Here is a 16,233-nt window from a genome sequence, read left to right as displayed (position 1 = left end):
GCGCCGGGGAAGAGTGACGGATGGCGAGGGGGGCGAACGGGCGATGCACGGCCTATGGGTGAACGATCCGACGCGGCGGAACCGCCGACGGCGACCCTCGAACGCACTGATGCGCGGCCGAAGTACGAACTGCCGCAGGAGCCACACGCACCGCTGTGGCTCCCGTGGCAGCCGCCGACGGCATCCGCACACCGGACCCGGCGAGCGGGACACCGGAGCGGCGCGGACCGGGGCGGCCCGATGACCGCCCAGCCGACGCAGACCCCCGCTCTCGGTGCCCCCCTGCAGGCCAGGCCTCCGGTACCGGCACACCTCGGGCCACGCGGCAGCGGCGCGAGCACCGGCCCGCAGGTGGCCCTCACCCTCCTGTGCGCGGCATACGCCACCGGCTCCGCGCTCGGCTGGGGCAGCGAGGAAGTCGCGCTGTTCATGGGCGACTTCGGACTCAGCGTCGCCGCCGCCGTCGCCGCCGTGTCGAACTTCCTGTACGCACGCTCCCGGCGCAGTCGTTTTCGACCCGCCTGGCTCCTGTTCGCGCTGTCCTCGCTGATGGCGTCGCTGGGGAACGGCGTGTGGGGGTGGTACGAGGTCGTCCTGAAGGCGCCCGTGCCGACACCGAGCTTCGCCGACCTGTTCTTCCTCTGCTTCGCACCACCCGCGATCATCGGCCTGCTCGTCCTCGCGAAGAGGCCCGTGTCGAAGGCCGGCTGGACCTGTCTCGGGCTCGACGCCTGGCTCATCGCCGGATCCCTCGTCACTCTTTCGTGGAGCCTCGCCCTCGCGCACACCGCCGAGTCCGAGGGGCAGAGCGTCACGCGCACCGCGCTCTCGCTCGCCTATCCGCTCCTCGACATCGCGCTGGTCAGCATGGTGCTCGCGCTGCACTTCCGGCGCTCGCCCGGCAACCGCACGGCGGTGAACACCGCGATCGGCGCGCTCGCCCTGACGGTGATGTGCGACGCCCTGTTCACCTCGCCGCTGCTGCACGCCAGTTACCGCTCGGGCGAGATCCTCGACGCGGGCTGGTTCGCGGGTTCGCTGCTGCTCGCGTACGCGCCCTGGGTGGGCCCCACGAGCGATCCGCCGCACGAGGAGCGGGCTCCGGCCCCCGAACTGCGCTACCAGGTCAGCCACACCCGGCCGATCTCCGGATCGCTGGCCGCGCTGACCCCGTACCTGGCCGCCGCCGTCTGCACACTGGGCATTCTGTACAACGTGCTGAACGGGCACAGCGTCGACCGGGTCGTGCTCTTCACGGCCTGCACGGTGGTGCTCGCGCTCGTCGTGCGCCAGGGGATCATGCTGCTCGACAACATCACGCTCACCCACGAGCTGGCGCAGAAGGAGAACCACTTCCGCTCCCTGGTGCAGGGCTCCAGCGACGTCATCATGATCGCCGCTCCGAACGGGATCCTCAGATACGTCAGCCCGGCCGCCGCCGGGGTGTACGGCCGGGACGCCGAGGAGCTGGTCGGCTCCGAACTCGCCTCGCTCATCCATCCGGAGGACCTCAGGCGTGTGATGCACGAGGTGCGCAGGTTCCTCGCGGCCGGCCAGATCGAGGAGCCCACCACCCGGATCGAATGCCGCTTCCGCTCCGGCACCGGAGCCTGGCTGAACGTGGAGTCCACGATCAACCGCCACCACGGCGGACTGATCCTCAACAGCAGAGACGTCACCGAGCGGGTCCGCCTCCAGGCGCAGTTGCAGCACAATGCGGAACACGACCCGCTCACCGATCTGCCCAACCGGGCGCTGTTCACCAAGCGGGTGAGCCAGGCCCTGACCGGGCGGCGGGCCACCGACCGGGGCACCGCCGTGCTCTTCATCGACCTCGACGGCTTCAAGCAGGTCAACGACACGATCGGCCACCAGGCGGGCGACGAACTGCTCGTGCAGGCGGCAAGAAGGCTGGCCGACTCAGTACGCTCCGGAGACACCGCGGCCCGTCTCGGCGGTGACGAGTTCGCGGCGCTCATCGTCGGCGACGGAGGTCGCGACCACACCGCCAGGGAGCAGCAGATATACGAGCTGGCCGACCGGCTCAGAATGGCGCTGTCACAGCCGTACGCCATCGACGGGCACAAGGACGTGCGGGTAGCCGCCTCCATCGGGGTCTCCTTCGCGGAGCCCGACATCACGGCGGGCGAGCTGCTGCGCAACGCGGACCTGGCGATGTACCGCGCCAAGGCCGCCGGCAAGGGCAGGGTCGAGCTGTACGCGCCACAGATGCAGGCCGATGTCGTACGGAAGGCGGAGCTGGCCACACGGCTGCGCACGGCGCTGCACGACGGCGAGTTCGCGCTGCTGCACCAGCCGGTCGTCTCGCTGGACGACGGCCGGATCACCGCGGTCGCCGCGCAGGCGCGCTGGCGCTCGTCGCAGGGCATCCTGTTCACGCCCGCCGAGTTCCTGCGGGTGGCCGACGACGGTGAGCGCACCGCCGAGCTGGGCCGCTGGACGCTGGAGAAGGCCGTCGAGCAGGCCGCCGACCGCCGTCAGAGCGGGCACGTGACACCGGTCGTCGTCCGGATGAGCGCCCGCAGACTCCTGGACCGGGCCATGCCGCTCGGCTCCATCGAGGCGCTGCTCACCCGGCACGGGCTGCCGTCCGGCTCGCTCGTCATCGAGCTGGCCGACAGCGACCCGAGAGTGCCGCTCGACGAGCTGGAGCGGCGTCTCACGGCGCTGCGCAGACTCGGTGTCCGTATCGCCCTCGACGGTTTCGGCAGCGGCTATGCGGCGATCACCGCGCTGCGCCGCCTCCCCGTGGACGTACTGAAACTGGACAGGTCGCTCGTCGAGAGCGTCGTCGAGTCCGCGCGCCTGCACAAGATCACCAGTGGTCTGCTGCGGATCGCGGGCGACCTCGGGCTGGCCTCGGTGGCCGATGGCGTGGACCTGCCCGAGCAGGTGCTCGCGCTGCGGAAGATGGGGTGCACGCACGGCCAGGGGATGGCGTTCTCCGGGCCGCTCGACGAGTACCGGCTGCGGCGCGCGCTCGGCTCGGGGGAGTATCCGGTACCGCTCGGGGCGCCCGAACCGGTGCTCGCGGGGGCGCTCGGCCCGCGCTCACATGCTGAGACCCCCGTCCCACCCACTTGACACGCCATGCGTGCCGGGGGGAGGGTCAGAGCCATGCGCACCCGAATTCTCGTACTTGGAAAGCGCGTCGGCTGAAGCTGGGATCCGACCGGTCCACACCGGAATCCCCAGCAACCGCTCCCGGCGCGCTCCCCTCGCTTGCCTCACGGCACGAGGGGTTTTTTGTTGCACCGGCACAGGACGCAACCCGCAACACTCCTGCACAACCCTCGCAAAAACCCTCAGCATCGAGAAGAGAATGCCGATGACCGAGCAGGCCACCGGGGCCCACCATCCGCAGCCGCGGCCCCGTTCCGGAGGACAGTCCGCCCCCGTCGAGCACATCACGGGTGCGCAGTCCCTCATTCGCTCGCTTGAGGAGGTCGGGGCCGACACCGTATTCGGCATTCCGGGTGGCACGATCCTTCCGGCGTACGACCCGATGATGGACTCGAGCCGGGTGCGTCACGTGCTCGTCCGTCACGAGCAGGGAGCGGGCCACGCGGCCACCGGTTACGCGCAGGCCACCGGCAAGGTCGGCGTCTGCATGGCGACGAGCGGTCCCGGTGCCACCAACCTGGTGACGCCGATCGCCGACGCGAACATGGACTCGGTGCCGCTGGTCGCCATCACCGGCCAGGTCGTCTCGGAGGCCATCGGCACGGACGCCTTCCAGGAGGCGGACATCGTCGGCATCACCATGCCGATCACCAAGCACAGCTTCCTGGTCACCAAGGGCGAGGACATCCCCAAGGTGATCGCCGAGGCGTTCCACATCGCCTCCACCGGCCGCCCGGGCCCGGTCCTCGTGGACATCCCGAAGGACATCCTGCAGCGCCGGACGACGTTCTCCTGGCCGCCGCAGACGGACCTGCCCGGCTACCGCCCGGTGACCAAGCCGCACGCCAAGCAGATCCGCGAGGCCGCGCGGCTGATCACGAACGCGAAGCGGCCCGTCCTGTACGTGGGTGGCGGCGTCCTCAAGGCGCGGGCCACCGCCGAGCTCAAGGTCCTCGCCGAGCTCACCGGAGCGCCCGTCACCACCACCCTGATGGCGCTCGGCGCGTTCCCCGACAGCCACCCGCTGCACGTGGGGATGCCGGGCATGCACGGTGCGGTCACCGCCGTCACCGCGCTGCAGAAGGCCGATCTGATCGTCGCCCTCGGCGCCCGTTTCGACGACCGCGTCACCGGCAAGCTGGACAGCTTCGCCCCGTTCGCGAAGATCATCCACGCCGACATCGACCCGGCGGAGATCGGCAAGAACCGCGCCGCCGACGTGCCGATCGTCGGCGACGCCCGCGAGGTCATCGCCGACCTGGTCCAGGCCGTCCAGAAGGAGCACGCCGACGGCCACACCGGCGACTACGCCGCCTGGTGGCGGGATCTCAACCGCTGGCGCGAGACCTACCCGCTCGGCTACGACCAGCCGGACGACGGCTCGCTCTCCCCGCAGCAGGTCATCGAGCGCATCGGCCAACTCGCCCCCGAGGGCACGATCTTCGCCGCGGGCGTCGGCCAGCACCAGATGTGGGCCGCGCACTTCATCCAGTACGAGACCCCCGCCACCTGGCTCAACTCCGGCGGCGCCGGAACCATGGGCTACGCGGTCCCCGCCGCGATGGGCGCCAAGGCGGGCGCGCCCGACAAGCCCGTCTGGGCGATCGACGGCGACGGCTGCTTCCAGATGACGAATCAGGAGCTCACCACCTGCGCCCTGAACAACATCCCGATCAAGGTCGCCATCATCAACAACGGCGCCCTCGGGATGGTCCGCCAGTGGCAGACCCTGTTCTACAACCAGCGCTACTCGAACACCGTGCTGCACGCGGGCCCGGACGGCGAGACCCCGCCCAACAAGGGCACCCGCGTCCCCGACTTCGTGAAGCTGTCCGAGGCGATGGGCTGCTACGCGATCCGCTGTGAGCGCCCCGAGGACCTCGACAAGTGCATCGAGGAGGCCAACGCGGTCAACGACCGCCCCGTCGTGATCGACTTCATCGTCCACGAGGACGCCATGGTGTGGCCGATGGTCGCCGCCGGGACCTCCAACGACGAGGTCATGGCCGCGCGCGGCGTCCGCCCCGACTTCGGCGACAACGAAGACGACTGAGAGCTGTCAGGAAGAGGAACATCCGCCATGTCCACCAAGCACACGCTCTCCGTCCTGGTCGAGAACAAGCCGGGTGTGCTCGCCCGCATCACGGCCCTGTTCTCGCGCCGCGGCTTCAACATCGACTCGCTCGCCGTCGGCATCACCGAGCACCCCGACATCTCCCGCATCACCATCGTCGTGAACGTCGAGGGACTCCCGCTCGAACAGGTCACCAAGCAGCTCAACAAGCTGGTCAACGTCCTGAAGATCGTCGAACTGGAGCCGGGCTCCGCCGTCCAGCGCGAGCTCGTGCTCGTCAAGGTCCGCGCGGACAACGAGACGCGCTCGCAGATCGTCGAGATCGTGCAGCTCTTCCGCGCCAAGACGGTGGACGTCTCGCCCGAGGCCGTCACCATCGAGGCGACCGGCTCCAGCGACAAACTAGAGGCGATGCTCAAGATGCTGGAACCCTTCGGCATCAAGGAGCTCGTCCAGTCCGGGACCATCGCCATCGGCCGCGGCTCGCGCTCCATCACCGACCGGAGCCTGCGGGCGCTCGAGCGCAGCGCGTAGCAGCCCCGGTTGCTCGCATAGCGAGACCTGAAAACTTTCCTTCCGCCCCCGCCGTACGGTGGGACGCAACACCGCACACCAAGGAGAACCCCAGTGGCCGAGCTGTTCTACGACGACGACGCCGATCTGTCCATCATCCAGAACCGCAAGGTCGCGGTGATCGGCTACGGCAGCCAGGGCCACGCCCACGCGCTGTCGCTCCGTGACTCGGGTGTCGACGTCCGCGTCGGTCTGCACGAGGGCTCCAAGTCCAAGGCCAAGGCCGAGGAGCAGGGCCTGCGCGTGGTGACCCCGTCGGAGGCCGCCGCCGAGGCCGACGTCATCATGATCCTCGTGCCGGACCCGATCCAGGCGAAGGTCTACGAGGAGAACATCAAGGACAACCTGAAGGACGGCGACGCGCTGTTCTTCGGGCACGGCCTGAACATCCGCTACGACTTCATCAAGCCGCCGGCCGGCGTCGACGTCTGCATGGTCGCCCCCAAGGGCCCGGGCCACCTGGTGCGCCGTCAGTACGAGGAGGGCCGCGGCGTTCCGTGTATCGCGGCCGTCGAGCAGGACGCCACCGGCAAGGCCTTCGAGCTGGCGCTGTCCTACGCGAAGGGCATCGGCGGCACCCGCGCCGGCGTCATCAAGACGACCTTCACCGAGGAGACCGAGACCGACCTCTTCGGCGAGCAGGCCGTGCTCTGCGGCGGCACCGCCGCGCTGGTCAAGGCGGGCTTCGAGACGCTGACCGAGGCCGGCTACCAGCCGGAGATCGCCTACTTCGAGTGCCTGCACGAGCTGAAGCTCATCGTGGACCTCATGTACGAGGGCGGCCTGGAGAAGATGCGCTGGTCGATCTCCGAGACCGCCGAGTGGGGCGACTACGTCACCGGCCCGCGCATCATCACGGAGGCCACCAAGACCGAGATGAAGCAGATCCTCGCCGAGATCCAGGACGGCACCTTCGCCCGCAACTGGATGGACGAGTACCACGGCGGTCTGAAGAAGTACAACGAGTACAAGAAGCAGGACTCCGAGCACCTGCTCGAGACCACCGGCAAGGAGCTGCGCAAGCTCATGAGCTGGGTGGACGAGGAGGCGTAAGCCTCGGACGACGGGGCCGCGGCAGTTGCCGCGGCCCCGTTCGCCATAGCCGCGTTGTCCACGCCGTCCAGCCACGGACGAGTGATCCTGCCAGGGAGGCGCAAGCCGCTCTCCCGCGCGCCACTACACTGCTGAACTAATTCGCGTCGGGCCCACAGCGTCGTGCGTCTTCCACGCGGCCATGCACCCACCCCTCCACCGCTTGCGGCCGTCGGGACGGCCGTCCGCATTGGGACTTGTGAGGACTCACGTGAGCACTGCTGCCAAACCCGTCGTACTCATCGCTGAAGAGCTGTCGCCCGCCACCGTCGACGCGCTGGGCCCGGACTTCGAGATCCGCCACTGCAACGGGGCGGACCGCGCGGAGCTGCTGCCCGCCATCGCCGATGTCGACGCCATCCTGATCCGCTCGGCCACCAAGGTCGACGCCGAGGCGGTCGCCGCCGCGAAGAAGCTGAAGGTCGTCGCACGAGCCGGCGTCGGCCTGGACAACGTGGACGTGTCCGCCGCCACCAAGGCCGGCGTGATGGTGGTCAACGCCCCGACGTCGAACATCGTGACCGCCGCCGAGCTCGCCTGCGGCCTCCTCATCGCCACCGCCCGCAACATCCCGCAGGGCAGCCAGGCCCTCAAGGGCGGCGAGTGGAAGCGCAGCAAGTACACGGGTGTGGAGCTGGCCGAGAAGACCCTGGGCGTCGTGGGCCTGGGCCGCATCGGCGCCCTCGTCGCGCAGCGCATGTCCGCGTTCGGCATGAAGGTCGTCGCCTACGACCCGTACGTGCAGCCCGCGCGCGCGGCGCAGATGGGCGTCAAGGTCCTCTCGCTCGACGAGCTGCTCGAGGTCTCCGACTTCATCACCGTCCACCTGCCCAAGACCCCCGAGACGCTGGGCCTGATCGGCGACGACGCGCTGCACAAGGTCAAGCCGTCGGTGCGCATCGTCAACGCCGCGCGCGGCGGGATCGTCGACGAGGAGGCGCTGTACTCGGCGCTCAAGGAGGGCCGCGTCGCGGGCGCCGGGCTGGACGTGTACGCGAAGGAGCCCTGCACGGACTCCCCGCTGTTCCAGTTCGACCAGGTCGTCTGCACCCCGCACCTCGGCGCCTCGACCGACGAGGCGCAGGAGAAGGCCGGTATCGCCGTCGCCAAGTCGGTGCGGCTCGCGCTCGCCGGTGAGCTGGTGCCGGACGCGGTGAACGTGCAGGGCGGGGTCATCGCCGAGGACGTCAAGCCGGGCCTGCCGCTCGCCGAGCGCCTCGGCCGGATCTTCACCGCGCTCGCGGGCGAGGTCGCGGTCCGCCTCGACGTCGAGGTGTACGGCGAGATCACCCAGCACGACGTGAAGGTGCTCGAACTCTCCGCGCTGAAGGGCGTGTTCGAGGACGTCGTCGACGAGACGGTGTCCTACGTGAACGCCCCGCTGTTCGCGCAGGAGCGTGGTGTCGAGGTCCGCCTGACCACCAGCTCCGAGTCGCCCGACCACCGTAACGTCGTCACGGTGCGCGGCACCCTCGCCGACGGCCAGGAGGTCTCGGTCTCCGGCACGCTGGCCGGTCCCAAGCACCTGCAGAAGATCGTCGCCGTCGGCGAGTACGACGTGGACCTGGCGCTCGCCGACCACATGGTCGTCCTGCGCTACGAGGACCGGCCCGGTGTCGTCGGCACGGTCGGCCGCGTCCTCGGCGAGGCGGGCATCAACATCGGCGGCATGCAGGTCGCCCGCGCCGACGTGGGAGGCGAGGCGCTCGCCGTGCTGACCGTCGACGACTCGGTGCCGCAGAACGTGCTGGGCGAGGTGGCGGCGGAGATCGGCGCGACGTCGGCGCGCTCGGTCAACCTGGTCTGACGCACGGCAGACGCATACTGAGGGCCGGGTCACCCGAGAGGGTGGCCCGGCCCTCAGCGCGTCTCACGACGGTGTGCGCTCGATCAGGCCCTCCCGGTAGGCGATGCCCACCGCCTCCGTACGGCTCGTCGCGCCCAGCTTGGCGAGGATGTTCGAGACGTGGACGCTCGCCGTCTTGCCGCTGATGAAGAGCTCCTCGCCGATCTGGCGGTTGGTGCGCCCCCGGCCGAGCAGCCGCAGCACGTCACTCTCGCGGGCGGTCAGGGCGGCGATCCGCTCCCGCGCGCCCGGCGCCTCGGCGAAACGGCCGCGCCGGGCCAGCGCGTCCAGCGCCTCGCGCAGCGGCACCGCGCCCAGCTGTTCCGCGACCGTCCGGGCCGCGCGCGTCTGCTCGGCGGCCTCCTCGCGGCGGTCGGCGGTGAGCAGCGCCTCGGCGAGCCTGCGGCGGCAGCGGGCCAGTTCGTACGGTTCGCCGTAGCCGAACGCGGCGGTTGCCCGCTCCCAGGCGCCGACGGACGGGCCGCCGGTGGCGCGGACCTCCTCGGCCTCGGCGCGTGCCAGCCAGGCCAGGCCCTCGGGCCCCTGCTCGGTGCCGTCCTCGCCCCGGGCCGCGGTCGCCCGGGCCAGGTCCGCGAGGCCGGTGGCGGTCCGTGCCCAGCGTGCGGCGGTGTCCGTGTCGCCGGTGAGGCGGGCCTCCTGCGCCGCGTCGGCGACCGCCGCCAGGGTCAGCGCGGCGAGCCGCACGAAGGCGTCGGGCCGCTCCGAGCCCGCGCCTTCCACGAGCCGCTCGGTCGCGGCGTCCATGCGGCGTACGCAGTCCTCGGCGTCGCCGCGCAGGGCCGCCTCGTCGATGAGGACGACGCCGGCGACGAGCGCCGCCATCCAGTCGGCGCCGGGGCCGAGCAGGGCGTGGGCCCCGGCGGCGGCCGTTGCGAAGTCGCCGCGCGCGAGGGTGACGTAGAGGGCGGGCGCGGTGGCGAACGCGCCCGCGGCCGGGAGCAGTTCGGCGTCGGCGTGGGCGGCGCGCACGCACTCGTCCCAGCGGCCGAGCGTGTAGAGGAGCACGGACTGCAGGTAGCGCAGTTCCAGAGCGTACGGGGAGGAGACGAGACCGGCGCGGCGGGCGCGGTCGAGGCCGTCGGCGAGCCAGACCAGACTCGCGTCCAGGTCGCCGGACTCGTAGCAGCCGAGTCCGAGGTTGTAGAGGGCGCGCATCTCGACGGCGAGGTTCCCGGCGCGTACGGCCAGCTCGCGGGCGTGCACGAGGCGCTCGCGCCCCTTCGCCGTACGCCGGTTGTGGGCTTCGAGGCCGACCAGGGAGATGTCCAGGTCGGCCTGGGCGTCCGTGAGCCCGAGCCGTTCGGCGACGTCCAGCGCCTGGCGGGCGACGCGCTCGGCGTCCTCGTCGCGCCCCACGTACCGGGCGGCCATGACGTGCGTCGCGGCGGCCCACACCCAGGTGGGGGAGGGCGGCTCGGCCGGGATGAGGGCGAGCGCCTCGCTGCTGTAGGTGAACGCGGCCTTCAGGTTGTCGATCCGCATCAGGTTGCCCGCGAGGGTGTAGCGGACGCGGGCGGCGAGTTCGGAGTCGGCGTCCGATCCCGCGCGGGCGAGCGCGGAGCGGGTGAGCTGGACGGCGCGGTGGGGTTCGCCCGCGCGGGCGGCCGCGGCGGAGGCGCGCAGGGTGAGGGTGACCGAGTCGCCGTGTTCGGGGCGGGCGGCGGCGTCGACCACGGACCACAGTTCGAGCGCGGTCTCCAGGTGGCGCAGCTCCTCGGCGGGGGCGCGGACGCGCTGGGCGTGGTCGGCGGCTTCGAGCGAGGCGGTCAGCGCGTCGGGCAGGTCGTGGCTCTCGCGGGAGTGGTGGGCGCGTTCGGCGGCGCTCGCCGGTGCGTGGCCCTCGGCGGCGAGGAGGCGGGCGAAGACGCCGTGCAGGCGGACGCGTTCGCCGGGCAGCAGGTCCGCGTAGACGGCTTCGCGGGTGAGGGCGTGGCGGAAGGAGTACGTGGCGCCGTCGCCCGGCACGAGCAGTTGCCGCCCGACGGCCTCGCGCAGCGCCGACTCCAGCTCGGCCTCGGGGAGTTGGACGGCGCCGCGCAGCAGGTCGTGGCCGACCTCGCGGCCTGCGACGGCCGCCGTGCGGAGCACCTGCTGGGCGGTCTCGGTGAGCTGCTCGATGCGGATGAGCAGGACGTCCGCGAGGCCGCCGAGCCCGCCCAGGCCGTCCGGCCCGCCGGGGGCGTCGGCTCCGGGGAGCGCGGCGAGCAGCTCCTCCGCGTAGAAGGCGTTGCCCTCGGCGCGGTCGACGATGCGGCGCACCGTGCTGTCGGGGACGGGCCCGGTGCCCCGGGCGCGGACGAGGCGGGCCATGTCGGCGTCGGCCATCGGTCGCAGGTCGAGGCGTTCGACGGCGGGCAGCCGGACGAGTTCGGCGAGCAGGGGGCGCAGGGGGTGGCGGCGGTGCAGGTCGTCGGCGCGGTACGAGGCGAAGACGGCGAGGCGGTGCGGCGGCCCCGCCGGGGTGGGGCGTTGCAGGATGCCCCGGCTGAGCAGGAAGCGGAGCAGGTCGCGGGAGGACTGGTCGGCCCAGTGCAGGTCCTCGACGACCAGGAGGAGCGGGGTCAGCGCGGTCAGTTCGGCGAGAAGGCCCGCGACGCCCTCGAAGAGCTGGAAGCGGCTGCCCGGGTCGGTCGCGGCGCCGTTCCCCGAGGCGGCCCCGAGCAGCTGGTCGACCGCCGGGTACCCGGCGAAGGCCGGGGCGAGCCGTTCGTCGGACGCCGCCGCGCCCAGGATCTCGGTGAACGGCAGGTAGGGCAGGCCCACGTCGCCGAGGTCGACGCAGTGTCCGGTCAGTACGGTCATCCCGGCCCCGGCGGCGTGCGCCGCGGCCTCCGTCAGCGTACGGGTCTTGCCGACACCGGCGTCCCCGGCCAGCAGGACGGCGCGGGGTTCCCCGGCGGCGGCCCGGTCGGATACGCCGGTGAGCCGGGCGAGTTCGCCCGCCCGGCCGATGAACGGCGTGTCGAAAGTCTGTGCCACGGTGCCATCCTGGCACGGCCTGCGGCGCACACCGGTGGGTCGGCGGATGCCCGTCAGACCGTCGCCGGGTCGCTCGCCGGGTCGCTCGCGCCGTACTCCTCGGGGGCGGACTCCCGAACGGCCACCTTGCGCAGCGTCAGCGCCGCCAGGGCCGCCGCGCCGAGGAGCAGGACCGTTCCCGCGACCGCCGCCGCCTGCATGCCGTCGGTGAAGGCGTCCTGGGCGGTGGCGGTGAGGGCGCGGGCCGCGTCGGACGGCAGGTGGTGTGCGGTCGCCAGGGCGCCGCCGAGGGTTTCGCGGGCGGCGTCGGGCGCGTCGGCCGGGATGTCGTGGCGGTAGACCGCCGTGCCGATGGAGCCGAGGACGGCCATGCCGAGGGCTCCGCCGAACTCCGAGCCGGTCTCCAGGAGCGAGGCGGCGGAGCCGGAGTGGGTGACCGGGGCGGCGCCGAGCGCCAGGTCCGTCATCAGGGACATCACGGTGACGATCCCGGCGCCGATGACCCCGGCGCCGGCCAGGACCAGCCACAGGGAATCCGTACCGGCGAAGGTCAGCAGGGCGTATCCGCAGGCGGCGACGGTGAAGCCGCCGGCGACGACGTGGCCGCGGTGCACGCCCCGCTCGACGAGGCGCGCGGCGACCGGTGCCGCGACCCCGACCAGGACCGTGGGGAGCAGTGACCAGAGCGCGGCCGACATGGAGCTCTTGCCGAGCACGGACTGGAGGTACTGCGTGGTGAAGAACGCCGAGCCCATCACGCCGAAGGACGAGACGAGGTTGAGGACCACGGCGGGCGCGAAGCCCCGGCCCCTGAACAGCGCGGGCGGGATCAGCGGGGACCTCGCGGTGCGCTGGCGGTGCACGAAGAGGGCGGCGAAGAGCAGGCCGACGGTGATCGAGACGACGTAGCGCACGTTCCAGCCCTCGGACGGGAGCTCCTTGACGCCGTAGATGACGGGCAGGACGGCGGCCATCGACAGCGGCACGCTCAGCAGGTCGAAGCGGCCGGGCTCGGGGTTCTTGGACTCCGGCAGCAGAATCGGGCCGAGAACGAGCAGCAGCGCCATCGCGGGCAGGTTGACCAGGAAGACCGAGCCCCACCAGAAGTACTCGACGAGGACGCCGCTCATCACCGAGCCGAGCGCGATCCCGCCCGTCATGACGGCCGACCAGAGCCCGATCGCCTTCGTGCGCTGGCCGGGGTCGGTGAACATCGTGCGGACGATCGCCATCGTCGACGGCATGAGGGTGGCGCCACCGATGCCGAGGAGGGCCCGCGCGGCGATGAGCGTCTCCGCGCTGTCGGCGTACGCGGCAAGGACCGAGGCCGCTCCGAAGGCGGCAGCGCCGATGAGCAGCAGCTTGCGCCGGCCGATCCGGTCGCCGAGCGACCCCATGGTCATGAGCAGCCCGGCGAGCACGAACGCGTAGATGTCGAAGATCCACAGCTGCTGCGTGCCGCTCGGCGCCAGGTCCGCGCTGATCGCGGGGATCGCGAAGTAGAGGACGGAGACGTCCATCGACACCAGGAGCAGCGGCAGCATCAGGACGCCCAGAGCGGTCCATTCGCGGCGCCCGGCGCGGAAGTTGGGAGATGTGGTCGTGCTCGGCGGGTTCGTCATGACAGGAACCGTACGGGCGTCTTATACGCTTGTCTAGTACGGTCGTATAAGACACGCGTCTGGATTCTCTGTACAGTGGCGCCATGGGACACCGCGAAGATCTGCTCGAGGGCGCCAAGCGCTGCCTCCTGGAAAAGGGCTTCGTGCGCACGACCGCGCGCGACATCGTCCGGGAGTCGGGGACCAACCTGGCGTCCATCGGCTACCACTACGGCTCGAAGGACACGCTGCTCGCGCAGGCGTACGTGGCGCTCGCCGAGAGCGCGGCGGACACCTGGGGCGCGCCACAGGAACTCTCCGGTGCCGACGGCTCGTTGGAGCGCTTCCAGGCCGTCATGGCGGGCATCACCGAGAGCCTCGGCAAGCCCGGCTCCATCTGGCACCTGAGCGTCGAACTCCTGACGATGGGCGACAAGCTCCCGGCCGTACGGGAGTACCTCTCGGCGGCTCAGCGCGAGGCGGGCCGCGGTTTCATCGGCATGATCATGGGCGGCGAGGAGCCCCCGCCCGACGACCCGAGCGTGGACACCCTCGGCAAGTTCTGCTCGGTCCTGGTCCTCGGCCTGATCGCCCAGCACACCTTCGACGCGGAGTTCTCGCCCAGTGCGGGCGAACTGACCGAAGGGTTGCGGCAGTTGATGGAGTCCTCCCGGCAGGCGGAAGGCGGAGCGGGCGCGTGACGGCGAGCCCCGGTCCGGTGGACCGTCTGATCGCACGGCTGCCGCCACCGGCCGTGGCGGTCGACGGCCGGGGCGACTGGGCCGCCGCCGAGCGGACGCTGGGCACCCGCCTGCCGGACGACTACAAACGCCTGGTGGAGACCTACGGCCGCGGCGACTTCTGGGACGCGCTCTGCCTGTGTACGCCCTTCGGCGATGCCAACCCGGTGCGGCTCGCGGCGGACCTCGCCGAGGACTACGGCCCACTGCGGGAGTCCGCCCCCGAGGACTACCCCTACCCCCTCTTTCCCGAGCCGGGCGGGCTGCTCGCCTGGGCGGTGACCGACTGCGGGGGACACGTGTGCTGGCTGACCGAGGGGGCGCCCGCGTCCTGGCCCGTGATCGTGTGGTCCCGCGACGACGACCATGAGCGCTTCGACTGCTCGGCCGCCGAGTTCCTCGACGGATGGACCGACCGCCGCGTCTCCAGCGAGATCCTCGCCGTCGAACCGGACCTGGCCCCGTGGTTCGACGCGGCGCTCCCCATGGACCACGTCTACATCCGGCTCGGCGAGGGACGCCTTGCCTACGACGAACGGCTGAGCATCCTTCGGACCGCCCTCGGCCCGACCGCGGACCGGGGATCGTACGAGCACGACAGCCACCGCCAGGACCGCTTCCTCTCCGCGCGCACCGGCTGGCTGTTCACGTACGAGACCGCCTACGGGCACACGCTCCGGGTCGCCTTCCCGCGCGCCGACAGCGCCGCGGCACGGCGCGCGGTCCTCGACGCCGCCGGCCGCACGGGGTGCGCCGTGCTCTCCTGCGACACCGTGCACGGGACGTCGTCCTGGTAGGACGCGTGGCCCGGTGGGACGCGCGGCCGGTCCCCGGAGGCGTGCCTGCCTGCCGTCAGAGCCGTGCCGCCTTCAACCCCATGTGCAGCAGCAACCGGTCCTCGCCCTCGTGCAGGTCGAGCCCTGTGAGCTGTTCGACGCGGGACAGGCGGTAGTAGAGGGTCTGGCGGTGGATGCCGAGGGCGGCGGCTGCCCGGCCGGCCTGGCCCGCGCAGTCCAGGAACGTTTCCGCGGTGCGGGCCAGCAGGTGGTGGGCCGGGGCGAGGAGGGGGGCCACCACCGGGTCGTGGGCCGCCTCCGCGGGCAGCGCCGTGAGGAGGCGGTACGGGCCGATCGCCGACCACTGCGTGTCGGGGCCGAGGCGCGGGTCGGCCAGGGCCGTGCGCGCCGCCGCCGTCGCCTCCTGCCAGGCCGTCGCCAGCTCGGCGAGGTCCGTGCGCGGGGCGCCGATGCCCGCCGCGACCGGGTCCGTGCCGGCCCGCGCCCGTAGCTTCGCCGCCGCCGTGAGCGCGGGGGACAGGACCTCCGCCGAGCGCAGGCGGACCAGGAGCGCCAGGCACTGGCCCGTCACGCCCCACGGCACGGTGCACAGCGCGTCCGCCGCCGGGAGGGAGCGGACCGACGACGCCCCTGAGACGCTGTCCGGGTCGGCCGAGGGCCAGGGGGCGACACACACCACCGTGTGCAGGCCCTCCGCGCGGGTGCCGAGCGCCGTGCGCAGCGCCGCCACCGCCATGTCCCGCTGCCAGCCGCGCTCGGCGGTCAGCACGGAGTGGAACTCGCGGGTCAGGTCCGCGCCCGCCTGCGCCTCGTCCGCGAGCTGCGCCCCGATCCGGCCCGCCACCTCCATCGCCGCGTCGAGCTGGTCCGGCGTCGGTCCCGGATCGTCGTCGAGCAGCCATACGTAGCCGAGGACGATGCCCCGGTGGCGTACCGGGAGGCAGATGCGGCCGCGATAGACCCCGGCCTCCGGTGTGGCCGGGATACGGACCGGTTCCGTCGCCCGGGTGATGCCGAACCCCTCGAACCAGGCGCGGACCGCCGCCGTGGAGCCGCGGGTCAGGATCGACCGCGTACGGACCGGGTCGAGGGCCGAGGCGTCGAAGTCGGTCTCGGCGTCCGCGTCGCTGAGCTGCGCGCCGAACGCGATCAGCCGGAAGTCGCGGTTCTCCAGGGTCGCGGGCGCGCCGAGCAGCGCGGAGATCTCGTCGACGAGTTCCTGATAGTCGCCTTTCACCCCTCCAGTCTCTCGCACCTCACCCGTCTCTTCATACAGATGTCTGAGGTGGCGAACGCAGATGCGTGACAGCTGTCGATGGCACAGGATCGGCGGGATCCTTAGATTTCACGGTGGTTCCCCGTGCCG

Annotated in this window: 10 protein-coding genes; 7 read left to right on the top strand and 3 right to left on the bottom strand. The window is 71.9% G+C overall.

The window, feature by feature from the left end:
• Window positions 1-240: 240 nt before the first annotated feature.
• The 5 genes from ACH4RC_RS38530 to serA all read left to right on the top strand — a co-directional run bounded on the left by ACH4RC_RS38530 (window position 241) and on the right by serA (window position 8,690).
• Entirely contained in the window at window positions 241-3,105 is a 2,865-nt protein-coding gene (locus ACH4RC_RS38530) for an EAL domain-containing protein (protein WP_398209144.1), read from the top strand.
• Between the two features lie 244 nt (window positions 3,106-3,349).
• On the top strand, window positions 3,350-5,197 hold the full coding sequence (locus ACH4RC_RS38525; protein WP_398209142.1) for an acetolactate synthase large subunit: 1,848 nt from the start codon (window positions 3,350-3,352) through the stop codon (window positions 5,195-5,197).
• A gap of 27 nt (window positions 5,198-5,224) precedes the next feature.
• Window positions 5,225-5,752 (top strand): acetolactate synthase small subunit, encoded by a 528-nt coding sequence (gene ilvN / locus ACH4RC_RS38520; RefSeq protein WP_361065303.1) that lies wholly within the window; start codon window positions 5,225-5,227, stop codon window positions 5,750-5,752.
• Between the two features lie 93 nt (window positions 5,753-5,845).
• The gene (ilvC, locus tag ACH4RC_RS38515) at window positions 5,846-6,844 is read left to right on the top strand and encodes a ketol-acid reductoisomerase (protein ID WP_398209140.1); all 999 of its coding nucleotides are present in this window, start codon (window positions 5,846-5,848) and stop codon (window positions 6,842-6,844) included.
• A 250-nt stretch (window positions 6,845-7,094) separates the two neighbouring features.
• Window positions 7,095-8,690 (top strand): phosphoglycerate dehydrogenase, encoded by a 1,596-nt coding sequence (gene serA / locus ACH4RC_RS38510; protein ID WP_398209138.1) that lies wholly within the window; start codon window positions 7,095-7,097, stop codon window positions 8,688-8,690.
• Window positions 8,691-8,753: 63 nt separating this feature from the next.
• Here the strand turns inward: serA and ACH4RC_RS38505 are convergent, their stop codons facing one another.
• Window positions 8,754-11,729, bottom strand: coding sequence for a helix-turn-helix transcriptional regulator (locus ACH4RC_RS38505; protein WP_398209136.1), 2,976 nt, complete (start codon window positions 11,727-11,729; stop codon window positions 8,754-8,756).
• 53 nt (window positions 11,730-11,782) lie between these two features.
• Entirely contained in the window at window positions 11,783-13,351 is a 1,569-nt protein-coding gene (locus ACH4RC_RS38500; RefSeq protein WP_398209135.1) for an MFS transporter, read from the bottom strand.
• An 83-nt stretch (window positions 13,352-13,434) separates the two neighbouring features.
• Between ACH4RC_RS38500 and ACH4RC_RS38495 the strand changes: the two genes are divergently transcribed.
• Window positions 13,435-14,031: a TetR/AcrR family transcriptional regulator gene (locus ACH4RC_RS38495; RefSeq protein ID WP_398209133.1), complete on the top strand. Its 597-nt coding sequence runs from the start codon at window positions 13,435-13,437 to the stop codon at window positions 14,029-14,031.
• Complete coding sequence (locus ACH4RC_RS38490) at window positions 14,028-14,867, top strand: SMI1/KNR4 family protein (protein ID WP_398209131.1); 840 nt, start codon at window positions 14,028-14,030, stop codon at window positions 14,865-14,867. The genes ACH4RC_RS38495 and ACH4RC_RS38490 overlap by 4 nt, the downstream gene beginning before the upstream one ends.
• A gap of 55 nt (window positions 14,868-14,922) precedes the next feature.
• Here the strand turns inward: ACH4RC_RS38490 and ACH4RC_RS38485 are convergent, their stop codons facing one another.
• On the bottom strand, window positions 14,923-16,104 hold the full coding sequence (locus ACH4RC_RS38485) for a PucR family transcriptional regulator (protein ID WP_398209130.1): 1,182 nt from the start codon (window positions 16,102-16,104) through the stop codon (window positions 14,923-14,925).
• Window positions 16,105-16,233 lie beyond the last annotated feature (129 nt).

The organism is Streptomyces sp. NPDC016845, assembly GCF_044332585.1.
Classification (GTDB): Bacteria; Actinomycetota; Actinomycetes; order Streptomycetales; family Streptomycetaceae; genus Streptomyces.
The sequence above is the reverse complement of the archived record's forward strand: the minus strand, read 5'-3'. Positions and strand labels throughout refer to the sequence as shown.

Coding starts and splice junctions, on each gene's coding strand:
- ACH4RC_RS38495 (WP_398209133.1), top strand. CDS start 13,435: ATGGGACACCGCGAAGATCTGCTCGAGGGCGCCAAGCGCTGCCTCCTG.
- ilvN (WP_361065303.1), top strand. CDS start 5,225: ATGTCCACCAAGCACACGCTCTCCGTCCTGGTCGAGAACAAGCCGGGT.
- ACH4RC_RS38530 (WP_398209144.1), top strand. CDS start 241: ATGACCGCCCAGCCGACGCAGACCCCCGCTCTCGGTGCCCCCCTGCAG.
- ACH4RC_RS38525 (WP_398209142.1), top strand. CDS start 3,350: ATGACCGAGCAGGCCACCGGGGCCCACCATCCGCAGCCGCGGCCCCGT.
- ACH4RC_RS38500 (WP_398209135.1), bottom strand. CDS start 13,351: ATGACGAACCCGCCGAGCACGACCACATCTCCCAACTTCCGCGCCGGG.